The organism is Streptomyces sp. NPDC060194 (assembly GCF_042728285.1).
Taxonomy (GTDB): Bacteria; Actinomycetota; Actinomycetes; order Streptomycetales; family Streptomycetaceae; genus Streptomyces.
In genome coordinates this window covers 43457-55003 of sequence record NZ_JBHWZH010000027.1, presented here as the reverse complement: position 1 = coordinate 55003, position 11547 = coordinate 43457, and the positions used below count along the sequence as shown (strand labels likewise).

Here is an 11547-nt window from a genome sequence, read left to right as displayed (position 1 = left end):
TTGGGGGGGGTGGTTTTTTTTTTTATACTCCCCGGGCGCGGGGTTTCGGGGGCCGGGCCCGGGGGCCCGCCGGGGGCCCCGGGGGCCCGGGGGGGGGGGGCCCGCAGCCCGGTGACCTCGCCGCCCACCGGGTCGAGGTCCGCCTCGACCACCTGGACGGGCCGTACGGCCCGGGCCGCCTCCGCTGCGCCGTGACCGGTGTCCCGCGTGGATCGCATGTCCCCATCCCCCGTTGCGTGTCGTTGCGGACGTGTACGGCGTGCCCGGAACGGCTCCCTTAGGAGGGCCTTCGGGCCCGCCGCAGCCGTGCCGCGCGCTTGAGCGTGTCCTGGGCGAGCGCGGCGAGCAGCGGCCGGTCGCGCACGAACCGGTGCGCGCGGCGGGCCGGTTCACGGCTGAGCCAGTGGACGACGGCGCCCGCCCCCGCGCGGACCGCCGCCCCCTCGTACACCGACAGTTCGCCCGTCTTGAGCGCGTCCTTGTACTCCGCCGCGCCGCGACCGAGGTCCAGGAGGCCGAGTCCGGCCGCGGCGGCCCCCTCCGCCATCCGCAGGTGCAGGATCATCCCGGGCGAGAACCGGGCGAACTCCGGGTCGTAGGCCGGGAACCAGCAGCTGAGGACGGAGTGCGAGCGGAGCCCGAAGTGCGCGGCGACCGGGCGGCCGCCCGCGGAGAGGACCGACAGGACGCCCGTGCAACCCTCGCCGTCCGCGCCGTGCAGCCGCCGTACGAGCTCGGCGATCCAGGGCTGCGCGAAGCGGTCGCGGCGGCCGGTGCGCCGGTACTGCGCGGACTTCCAGTCCATGAGCGTGCGCAGCGCCGCCGGGTCGCGCTCGTCGAAGACGAACCGCACCTCGCCGTGGGCCCGTCCCAGACGGCGCTCCTTGGCGAGCGTCGTCCTGAGGTACTTCGGCGACCGCTCGCGCAGACCGGCCTCGTAGGCCGCGTAGCCGTCGCTCACGTCGATGACGGGCGAGGGGACGCGTTCGGCGGCGTAGGGCACGAACAGGTCCTGGCCGTCCTCCAGGTTGTCGAACTCCCAGACCGACACCCCGAGGGCGCGCAGCACCTCGTCCGCGGAGAGCGCGAGGCCCGGCTTCAGGACCGCCCCCTGGCAGTCGGACACGCCCTGACCGACGGCCCGGGCGCGGCCCAGGCGGGTCCGTTCGAAGGGCAGGAAGCCGACCGGCTCGCCGCGTTCCTCGACGACCGCCACCCGGGTCGCCGGGCGGACCCGGGCGACGGCCAGGGTGAACTCCGGTTCCATGAACGGGTTGGCCGGCGCCTCGGCCTTGGCGCGCAGCTCCCGCCAGCTCTCGATCTCCGCCGCCCGCAACCGCGCGGGCACGACGACGCGCACGCGTCCCCCACCACTGCTCACCCCGACCCCCCGGTCTCCCCCGAGCAACGCTCCGAGGGACGTTACCGCTCGGCTCCGCGCCCGGAAAGACGGCGATGCGCAGGCTGTGACGAACCCGTGAAACTCGGCGGGACCCGGGCGGAGCGGACCGGGTCCGCGGGGGGCGCAGGGGGACCCTGACGCTTTCCGGGGCGGGACAAGCAGGCCTTAAAGTGCGTACTCGAACAGAGGAGCGCGGGCCATGGGACTGACGGTGCGGACGATCAGCCGCGAGGAGCATCGCGGGCACCTCGCCCTGTCCCCCACCACCAGCCTGCTCCAGACGCCCGCCTGGGGGCTGGTGAAGGAGGGCTGGAGCGCCGAGAGCGTCGGCTGGTTCGACGCGGCGTCAGGCGCTCTGCGCGGGACCGCCCTGGTGCTCTACCGGCAGGCCCCGGGCACCCGCCGCTCGCTCGCCTACCTGCCCGAGGGGCCCGCCGCCGACTGGTTCCTGCCCGACCTCGTCGAGGCCCGGCTGCGGCCTCTCCTGGACCACGTGCGGCGGTGCGGCGCGTTCGCGGTGCGGATGGGGCCGCCGGTGGCCGTACGGCACTGGGAGGCGCACACCGTCGAGGCCGCGCTCGGCGACCCGTCGGCGGGGCGGGCGCGCCGGCTCGGCGAGGTCCCGGCCGACTTCACCGACGCCCGCGCCCTGGCGCTGGCCGAGCGGTTGCGCGCCATGGGGTGGCGGCCCGCACCGGACGAGGCCACCAAGGGGTTCGGGATCGGCCAGCCGCGGCACACCGTCCAGGTGGCGCTCGCCGGCCGCGAGCCCGAGGAGCTGCGGTCGGGGCTCGGCGAGGAGTGGCGCCAGGGGGTGGAGACCGCCGAGAAGCACCAGGTGCGCGTCGGGCGCGGCGGCGCGGACGACCTCCCGGCCTTCCACGCGCTGTACGCGCGCGACACCCGCAACGGCGGCCGCTCCCTGGCGTACTTCCGACGGATGTGGGACGCGCTCAACGCGGACGACGGCGACCGGCTGCGGATGCACGTCGCCGAGCACGACGGCCGCGCGCTGGCCGCCGCCCTGACGACGGTCTCGGGACCGCACGTGCGCCAGCCCTACAGCGGCCCGGCGGTCCAGGGCCTCGAACGGCGCCCGGACCACGCACTGCACTGGCGGATGCTGAGCGACGCCCACGCGAGCGGCGCCGAGGTCTACGACCTGCGCGGGGTGACCGACGTCCTGGACGCCTCGGACGGGGCGCTGGACGGACTCCGCTTCAAGATCGGCTCGGGCGGGCGGGTGGTCGAGCACCTGGGCGAGTGGGAGTTCTCGCTCGGGCGGATGCTGCACAAGGCGCTGGGCGTGTACCTGTCCCGGCGGTGACGCCCCCTCAGGAGGCCGGTTGAGGGGAGGCCGGTTGCCGGGCGGCCGGTTGTCCGGAGGCCGCTCCTCAGGAGGACGCCTCTCAGGAGTGCGCCTCTCACACCACCCGCACGCCCCGCCGCCACACCGCGTCGACCAGCGGCACCCCCGGCCGGTACGCCAGGTGGACGTGGCTCGGGGCGTCGAGGAGGGCCAGGTCCGCGCGGGCGCCGACCGTCAGGACCCCGACGTCCGTCCGGCGCAGGGCCGCCGCCCCGCCGGCGGTGGCCGCCCGGACCGCCTCATCGGGCGTCATGCCCATGTCCCGGACGGCCAGCGCGATGCAGAACGGCATCGACGACGTGAACGACGACCCCGGGTTGCAGTCCGTCGACAGCGCCACCGTCGCACCCGCGTCGAGCAGCCGGCGGGCGTCCGGCCACGTCGCCCGGGTGGAGAACTCCGCGCCCGGCAGCAGCGTCGCGACCGTCCGCGACTGCGCGAGCGCGTCGACGTCGGCGTCCGTCAGGTGGGTGCAGTGGTCCGCGGAGGCCGCGTCGACCTCGACGGCGAGCTGCACGCCGGGGCCGTGGCCGAGCTGGTTGGCGTGGATCCGCGGGTGGAGGCCGCGCGCCCGGCCCGCGGTCAGGATCGCCCGCGCCTGGTCGCCGTCGAACGCGCCCTGCTCGCAGAACACGTCGATCCACCGGGCGTGCGGGGCGCAGGCGTCGAGCATCGCGCCGGTGACCAGCTCCACGTACGCCTCCGGCCGGTCGGCGAACTCGGGCGGGACGATGTGCGCGCCGAGGTAGGTGACCTCGTCGGTGTGCTCGCCGGCGATCCGGAGCGCCCGGGCCTCGTCGGCGACGGTCAGGCCGTAGCCGGACTTGGTCTCCTGCGTGGTCGTGCCCTGCCGCAGCGCCTCGGCGAGGTACCGGGCGACGTTGGCGGACAGTTCGGCGTCCCCGGCGGCGCGGGTGGCGGCGACGGTGGTGCGGATGCCGCCGGCCGCGTAGGGCCGGCCGGACATCCGGGCGGCGAACTCGGCGGTCCGGTCGCCGGCGAAGACGAGGTGGGAGTGGGAGTCGACGAAGCCCGGGATCCCGGCCCGGCCCGCCGCGTCGACCCGGTTGTCAGTGGCGGGTGCTTTGCTTGCCTCACCGATCCACGCGACGTGGTCGCCGTCGATGACGACGGCCGCGTCCCGGATCAGACCGAGAGGGGAACCGTCACCGAGGGAGGGGTCGTTGGTGACCAGCGAGGCGATGTTCGTGACGAGCGTGGCGGCCGCGGGGGCGGCCGTGCTCGCGGTGGCGGCGGCGGTGTCCGGGTGGCTGGCGGCCATGGTGGGGTGGGGCTCCTTCAGCTCCGCAGGGCGGCGACGGCAGTCGCCAGGGCTCGGGGGACGTCGGGCACGGACCGGTGCGCCCCGTCGCGCACGACGCTCCGCCCGCCCACGACCGTGTGCCGGACGTCCGCCGCGGAGGCGGCGAATACGGCCGTCTCCAGGCCGAGCCTGGGCAGCGGCCCCGCCGTCCTGACCGAGTCGAGGGCGACGGTCGTCAGGTCGGCGAGGGCGCCGGGCTCGATCGCGCCGGCGTCCGGCCAGCCCAGGGCGGCGTGCCCGTCGGCGGTGGCGGCGCGCAGCAGGGCGGCCGCCGTCCAGTGGCCCCGGGTGCGGCTGCGCAGGCGCTCGTTCAGCTCCATCGCGCGCGCCTCCTCGAGGAGGTCGATCACGGCGTGGCTGTCGCTGCCGAGCGACAGCGGGCTCCCGGCCCCCTGGAGGGCGACGGCCGGGCCGATGCCGTCGGCGAGGTCCCGCTCGGTGGTGGGGCACATGCAGGTGCCGGTGCCGGTGGAGCCGATCAGCCGGATGTCGTCGTCGGTGAGGTGGGTGTTGTGCACCCCGGTGGTGCCGGGTCCGAGCACCCCGTGGTCGGCGAGGAGTCGGGCGGGGGTCCGGCCGTGGACGGCGAGGCAGGCCTCGTTCTCCGCCGTCTGCTCCGACAGGTGCACATGGAGCGGGGCCCCCCGCTCCCGGGCCCAGGCCGCCACCGTGCCCAACTGGTCCGCGGGCACGGCCCGTACGGAGTGCACGGCCGCGCCGATCCTGGCGTGGTCCCGGTCCTTGAGAACTCCACAGCGAGCCGCCCAGGCCTCCGCGTCCCCGTCGGAGAACCGCAGCTGGTGGTGGTCGGGGGCGGCCCCGCCGCGCTCCCGGCTGATGCCCGAGGCAAGGTAGGCGGTGTCGAGGAGGGTGATCCGGATCCCCGCCTCGGCCGCCGCCGCGATCAGGGCCTCCCCCATCGCGTTGGGGTCGTCGTAGCGGCCGCCGCCCGGCCGGTGGTGCACGTAGTGGAACTCGCCCACCGCCGTGATCCCGGCCAGCGCCATCTCCGCGTACACCGCGCGGGCCAGCGCGAAGTAGGAGTCCGGGTCGAGCCGGGACGCGATGCGGTACATGACGTCCCGCCAGGTCCAGAAGGTGCCCGAACCGACCTGGACCACCCCGCGCAGCGCCCGGTGGAAGGCGTGCGAGTGGGTGTTGGCGAGCCCCGGGAGGGTCAGCCCGCGCAGCACCTCCGCCCCCGGCGGCGGGGCGTCCACCCCGGTCCGGACGGCGGTGATCCGGCCGCAGCCGGCCGCGTCGGCGTCGATGGCGACGCCCGGCTCCACGTTCGTGCCCAGCCAGGCGTGCTCCGCCCAGTACGTCACCTGCACGCGAGACCCTCCAGTACGTCGGCGAGCGCGGTCACCCCGGCCAGGCAGTCGTCCTCGGCGGCGTGCTCGGCCGGGGAGTGCGAGACGCCGGTGGGGTTCCGCACGAACAGCATGGCGGTCGGGACGGAGCCGGAGAGGATCCCGGCGTCGTGTCCCGCCCCGGTGCCGAGAACGGGGACCGGTCGGCCGTCGGCGCGCTCGGCCAGCGTCTTCGCCAGCTCGTCCCGCAGCGCGTGCCCGAACTCGACGACGGGCGTGAACGACTCGCGCACCACGTCGAGGTCGACCCCGTCGGCCGCCGCCCGGTCCCGGGCCGCCCGCTCGATGCCGGCCACGACGGCGTCCAGGCCGGCCTGGTCGGGGGCCCGGGAGTCGAGCCAGCCGCGCACCAGGGACGGGATCGCGTTGACCCCGTTCGGCTCGACGGCGACCTTGCCGAAGGTGGCGAGCGCCCCGGCGAGCCGCGCCTGCTCGCGGGCGGCGAGGACGGTGGCGGCGTAGCTGAGCATCGGGTCGCGGCGGTCCTGCAGGCGGGTGGTCCCCGCGTGGTTGGCCTCGCCGCGGAAGTCGAACCGCCACCGGCCGTGCGGCCAGATCGCGGAGGCGATGCCGACGGGCGCACCCGGCCCGTCCGCGCCGTCGCCCGGCCAGGTGTCGAGCGCCCGCCCCTGCTCGACGTGCAGCTCGACGAACGCGCCGATCCGGGCGAGCCGTTCGGGGTCGGCGCCGAGGGCGTCCGGGTCGTGGCCCGCCCGCTCCATGGCCTGCGGGAGCGTGACGCCGTCGCCGTCGCGCAGCGCGTGCGCCTGCTCCTTGGTGAGCGCGCCCGCGGTGAGCCGCGAGCCGACGCAGGCGAGCCCGAAGCGGGCGCCCTCCTCGTCGCCGAAGTTGACGACGGCCAGGGGCTTGGCGAACCGCGCTCCCCTGCGGCGCAGTTCGTCGAGCGCGGCGAAGGCGGAGACCACGCCGAGGGGGCCGTCGAAGGCGCCGCCGTCGGGCACCGAGTCGAGGTGCGAGCCGGTCACGACGGCGTCCCCGGCGGCCGGGTCGCCCAGCCAGGCCCACTGGTTGCCGTTGCGGTCGGTCTCGTACTCCAGGCCGCGGGCCTCGGCCTGCATCCGGAACCAGAGCCGGCAGTCGGCGTCGGCCCCGGTCCAGGCGTAGCGGCGGTAGCCGCCGGTGCCGGGGTCGCGGCCGATGGTCCGCAGCGAGGCCCACATGGCGTGGAAGGTGGCGCTCACGCGGAGGCACCGCCCACGTCGGCGGTCCCGGCGCCACCGGTGGTCCCGGCGGCCGGCTCCGGGGCTTCCCCGCCCTCCCGCATCGGCACCCGCACCCCGCGCTCGCCGGCGACCCGCTCGGCGATGTCGTACCCGGCGTCGACGTGCCGGATGACGCCCATGCCGGGGTCGTTGGTGAGTACCCGGCGGATCTTCTCGCCGGCCAGCTTCGTCCCGTCGGCGACGGAGACCTGCCCGGCGTGGATCGAGCGGCCCATGCCGACGCCGCCGCCGTGGTGGATCGACACCCAGGACGCCCCGGAGGCGACGTTGACCATGGCGTTGAGCAGCGGCCAGTCGGCGATCGCGTCGGAGCCGTCGAGCATCGACTCGGTCTCGCGGTAGGGGGATGCGACCGAACCGCAGTCGAGGTGGTCGCGGCCGATGGCGAGCGGGGCGGCGAGGGTGCCGTCGGCGACCATGTCGTTGAACAGCGCCCCGGCCTTGTCGCGCTCGCCCTGGCCGAGCCAGCAGATCCGGGCGGGCAGCCCCTGGAAGTGCACGCGCTCCCCGGCCATCCTGATCCAGCGGTGGAGCGAGGCGTTGTGGGCGGAGTCGCCCTCGGGGAAGAGGTCCAGGAGCGCCTGGTCCGTCTTGTGGATGTCGGACGCCTCGCCGGACAGCGCCGCCCAGCGGAACGGGCCCTTGCCCTCGCAGAACAGCGGCCGGATGTAGGCGGGGACGAAGCCGGGGAAGTCGAAGGCGCGCCCGTACCCGGCGAGCTGCGCCTCGCCCCGGATGGAGTTGCCGTAGTCGAAGACCTCCGCGCCGGCGTCCATGAAGCCGACCATCGCCTCGACGTGCCGGGCCATCGACTCCCGGGCGCGCAGGGTGAAGTCGGCGGGCTTCTCGGCCGCGTAGGCGGCCATGTCGTCGAAGTCGACGCCGACGGGGAGGTAGGCGAGCGGGTCGTGCGCCGAGGTCTGGTCGGTGACGATGTCGATCGGGGCGCCCTCGGCGAGCATCCGGGGCAGTACCTCCGCCGCGTTCCCGAGGAGTCCGATCGACAGCGGCCGGCGGGCGTCCCGGGCCTCGACGGCGAGCTGGAGGGCGTGCTCCGGGGAGTCGGCGCGCACGTCCAGGTAGCGGTGCTCGATCCGGCGCTCGATGGCCCGCGGGTCGACGTCGACGCAGATCGCGACCCCGTCGTTCATGGTGACGGCGAGCGGCTGCGCGCCGCCCATGCCGCCGAGACCGGCGGTCAGGGTGATCGTCCCGGCCAGCGACCCGCCGAACTTCCTCGCGGCGACGGCGGCGAACGTCTCGTAGGTGCCCTGGAGGATGCCCTGGGTGCCGATGTAGATCCAGGAGCCGGCCGTCATCTGGCCGTACATGGTCAGGCCGAGCGCCTCCAGGCGGCGGAACTCCTCCCAGTTCGCCCAGTCGCCGACCAGGTTGGAGTTGGCGATCAGGACCCGGGGCGCCCACTCGTGGGTCTGCATGACGCCGACGGGGCGGCCGGACTGGACCAGCATGGTCTCGTCCTGCTTCAGCGTCCTGAGCGTGCGGACCATGGCGTCGAAGGAGCGCCAGTCGCGGGCGGCCTTCCCGGTGCCGCCGTAGACGACGAGCTGGTCGGGGTGCTCGGCCACCTCGGGGTCGAGGTTGTTCTGGAGCATCCGCAGGGCGGCCTCCTGCTGCCAGCCCAGGGCGCTCAGTGCGGTGCCGCGCGGCGCGCGTACGGGGCGGGGTCCAGACATGCGGCGGCCTCCTGGGACGTCGGCTCGAATGTGCACTCAGATATTCACAGTCTGTCGGCGTGAATAGATGTAGTCAACAGCGGCGTGCGGTCGGTCGGCGAGGCGATCCCGCCGCACGGCTTCAACCTCCGCTTACCTGGGCACGAGAGCCCTCATCACCTGGGCACACGAGCCACCGAACCGACCACGGGGAGGAACCTGTGACCACGACCGACGGGCCGGCGACCGCGCCGGGCCAGGACGAGACACCCCTCAAACGCGCCCTCGGCCCCAAACTCCTGATCCTCTTCGTGATCGGCGACATCCTCGGCACCGGCATCTACGCCACCACCGGCAAGGTGGCCGGCAAGGTCGGCGGACCGCTCTGGCTGCCGTTCCTGATCGGCTTCGTGGTCGCGATCCTGACCGCCGCGTCCTACGTCGAGCTGGTCGGCAAGTACCCGAAGGCCGCCGGGGCCGCGCTCTACACGCAGAAAGCGTTCAAGGTCCCGTTCCTGACGTTCATCGTCGCCTTCATGGTCATGTGCTCGGGCCTCTCCTCGGCCAGCGCGGCGGCCCGGGCGTTCAGCGGGGACTACTTCACCGAGTTCACCGACGCCGTGCCCGCGACCCTCGTGGCGATCCTCTTCATCCTGGCCCTCGCCGCGCTCAACCTGCGCGGTGTGTCGGAGTCGGTGAAGGCCAACGTCGTCCTGACGGTCGTCGAGCTGACCGGACTGGTCGTGATCCTCGCCATCGGCGCGTACGCCGTGCTCAACGGCGAGGGCGAGCCGTCGCGCCTGATCGACTTCCACACGAGCGGCACCGGCTTCGCCCTGATGACCGGCATCCTGGGCGCCACCGCACTCGGCTTCTTCGCCTTCGTCGGCTTCGAGGACTCGGTGAACATGGCCGAGGAGACCAAGGACCCCACCCGCACCTTCCCCCGCGCGATCTTCGTCGGCGTCGCGGTGACCGGGACCGTCTACGTCCTCGTCGCGCTGGTCTCCTCGCTGCTGGTCGACTACCGCGACCTGGAGAAGTCCAGCGGCCCGCTGCTCGAGGTGGTGAAGGTCGGCGGGCTCGACTTCCCGCCGAAGCTCTTCGCGCTGATCGCCCTGTTCGCGGTGACCAACTCCGCGCTGATCAACATCATGATGGCCTCGCGGCTCTGCTACGGCATGGCCAACGAGCGCATCCTGCCCCGCGCGATGGGCAAGGTCCTCGCAAAGCGGCGCACCCCCTGGGTCGGGATCGTCTTCGTCTCCGTGCTCGCGATCGGCCTGGTGTCGACCGGTGAGATCGCCGGGCTCGGCGACACGACGTCGTTCCTGCTGCTCTGCGTCTTCGCCGTGGTCAACGTCGCCGTGCTCGTCCTGCGCCGCGATCCTGTCGACCACGACCATTTCCGGACACCTACGGCCCTTCCCGTGCTCGGAGCGATCACGGCACTGGTGCTCGCCAGCCCGCTGGCGGACCGGCCGGCCGACGTCTACATCCGCGCCGGAGTGCTGCTCCTCATCGGAATCGCCCTGTGGGCGGTGAACAAGCTCGTCCTCAAGGCTCGCGGTGAGGATGGGGCTCCAGAGGCCTGACGCCTCCCCCTGATCGCCAAACGGTCAAGAACAGTCACGACCCCTTCCTGAAACGAAAGGAAGGGGTCGTTTCTCGTGCAACAAGCGTCGCTCTCGGGCACATTCCGCTGGAAAATGCCAGAACGGTCCCTCCTTGCGCGCACGTTACGTAATCTCCTCGTCACTGCGGCACAGCGCCGCGCCACCGCACCACCGCATGCCGAGACGGGGGAGGGGAGACCGCGTGCCCGGAATCGACGAGTGTCTGCTTCAGGCCATGGGACTGCCCGGCGCACGCGGTGCCGCGATCGTGGACTGGACCAGCGGGCTCGCCCTGGGCACCACCGGCGAGGCGCCCGGCGGGGACCACGAGGCCACCGCCGCCGAGACCGCCGAACTCGCCCGCATGGCAGCCGAGTACGCCTCCTTCGCCCCCGACGACCCCTGGGTCGGCGACGCCGGGGCGGACCCCGCCGGCGGCGACGCGCCGGCGAAGGGCCTGCCCGTCGAGGACCTGATCGTCACCACCCGCACCGGCTACCACGTGATGCGCTTCGTCGAGACCACCTTCGACAGCAGCGTCTTCCTCCATCTCTGGCTCGACCGCGACCTGGGCAACCTCGCCCTGGCCCGGATACGCCTGCACGATCTCGCCGAGAGGCTGGCCCTCGGATGACCCCGATCTCCGCGCTGACCGCGCTGAACGCGATACCCGCGCAAGGATCCGCCCCCGGGCCGATGCCGCGCCACCGGCCGGGACCGGTACCGAACCCCGGCCCCGCGCCCTCCCCGGGCAACGCCCGGGTGACGTCCTCCGTGACCGTCTCCCCCATGCTCGTCCGGCTCGCCGAGGAGCGCGCCACCGGCGTCCTTCTGCGCGACTACGGCACCCTCTACCTGGTCGAGGGCCAGGTCGTGCACGCCGAGAGCCCCGCCGCCCCCGGACTCGACGTGCTGCTGACCGCCGAGGGCCGGCTCGCCCGCTCCGACTGGGACGAGGCCGTGGAACGGGCCGGCGCTCAGCGGGAGGTGGCCCGCTTCCTCGTCGACCAGGGCCGCCTCGGCGGCGGCGAGCTGGAGATCTGCCACCTCGGCGCGCTGTTCGACGCCGCCTTCTTCGCCCTCGCCCCCGGCAGCGGCCCGACCCGCTTCCGCTACGGCGTCGCCCACTGGCTCGGCTCCGTGCACCCCGTGCCCGCCCTCACCGTGGAGCGCGAGGCCCGCCGGCGGCGGGCGCTGCTCGACTCCGTGTGGCCCTACCCGGCCGTCGACACCGCGCCCGTCGTGCCGCGGACCCCCGCGCCCGGGCAGCCCGTCACCCGCCGCCAGCGCACGCTGCTCGAGCTCGCGGACGGCGTCCGGACGCCCGCCGGGCTCGCCTGGGCGCTCGGCCGGCCGGCGTTCAACACCCTGATCGAGGTGCGCAGGCTCGCCGCGGCCGGGCTCGTCGAGACCCCCGTCGAGGCAGTGGTGCCGACCGCGCCCGAACTCCCCGCCTGGGTCTCCGACTTCCACGGCGACCCCGACATCGCCCTGCTCCGCCGGCTCCGCGACGCACTGGAGGCAAGCCTGTGACCCACCGCTC

Annotated in this window: 9 protein-coding genes and 1 pseudogene; 4 read left to right on the top strand and 6 right to left on the bottom strand. The window is 74.4% G+C overall.

What is annotated here, in order from left to right:
• A pseudogene (locus tag ACFWEG_RS08960) lies at window positions 1–218 on the bottom strand (hypothetical protein); the annotation flags it as partial.
• Between the two features lie 59 nt (window positions 219–277).
• Window positions 278–1360, bottom strand: coding sequence for a GNAT family N-acetyltransferase (locus ACFWEG_RS08955; protein WP_387210967.1), 1083 nt, complete (start codon window positions 1358–1360; stop codon window positions 278–280).
• Window positions 1361–1601: 241 nt separating this feature from the next.
• Here ACFWEG_RS08955 and ACFWEG_RS08950 point away from each other — a divergent pair, with 241 nt between their 5' ends.
• Window positions 1602–2729 (top strand): lipid II:glycine glycyltransferase FemX, encoded by a 1128-nt coding sequence (locus ACFWEG_RS08950; protein ID WP_387210964.1) that lies wholly within the window; start codon window positions 1602–1604, stop codon window positions 2727–2729.
• A gap of 97 nt (window positions 2730–2826) precedes the next feature.
• Here ACFWEG_RS08950 and hutI read toward each other — a convergent pair whose 3' ends face one another.
• The 4 genes from hutI to hutU are packed head-to-tail and all read right to left on the bottom strand — an operon-like array spanning window position 2827 to window position 8409.
• A complete protein-coding gene (gene hutI, locus ACFWEG_RS08945; protein WP_387210962.1) occupies window positions 2827–4053 on the bottom strand; it encodes an imidazolonepropionase in 1227 nt (408 codons plus the stop codon).
• Window positions 4054–4070: 17 nt separating this feature from the next.
• On the bottom strand, window positions 4071–5429 hold the full coding sequence (locus ACFWEG_RS08940; protein ID WP_387210959.1) for a formimidoylglutamate deiminase: 1359 nt from the start codon (window positions 5427–5429) through the stop codon (window positions 4071–4073).
• A complete protein-coding gene (locus ACFWEG_RS08935) occupies window positions 5420–6670 on the bottom strand; it encodes an allantoate amidohydrolase (RefSeq protein WP_387210956.1) in 1251 nt (416 codons plus the stop codon). The genes ACFWEG_RS08940 and ACFWEG_RS08935 overlap by 10 nt, the downstream gene beginning before the upstream one ends.
• A complete protein-coding gene (hutU, locus tag ACFWEG_RS08930) occupies window positions 6667–8409 on the bottom strand; it encodes a urocanate hydratase (protein WP_387210952.1) in 1743 nt (580 codons plus the stop codon). Before hutU ends, ACFWEG_RS08935 begins: the two co-directional genes overlap by 4 nt.
• A 200-nt stretch (window positions 8410–8609) precedes the next feature.
• Between hutU and ACFWEG_RS08925 the strand changes: the two genes are divergently transcribed.
• The 3 genes from ACFWEG_RS08925 (at window position 8610) to ACFWEG_RS08915 (ending at window position 11537) form a co-directional block, all read left to right on the top strand.
• Window positions 8610–9983 carry an APC family permease gene (locus tag ACFWEG_RS08925; RefSeq protein WP_387210949.1) on the top strand — a complete coding sequence of 458 codons (1374 nt, stop codon included), beginning with the start codon at window positions 8610–8612 and terminating at the stop codon, window positions 9981–9983.
• 223 nt (window positions 9984–10206) lie between these two features.
• A complete protein-coding gene (locus ACFWEG_RS08920) occupies window positions 10207–10638 on the top strand; it encodes a hypothetical protein (protein ID WP_387210946.1) in 432 nt (143 codons plus the stop codon).
• Window positions 10639–10793: 155 nt separating this feature from the next.
• Entirely contained in the window at window positions 10794–11537 is a 744-nt protein-coding gene (locus ACFWEG_RS08915) for a transcriptional regulator (protein ID WP_387210985.1), read from the top strand.
• The last annotated feature ends 10 nt before the right edge of the window (window positions 11538–11547 follow it).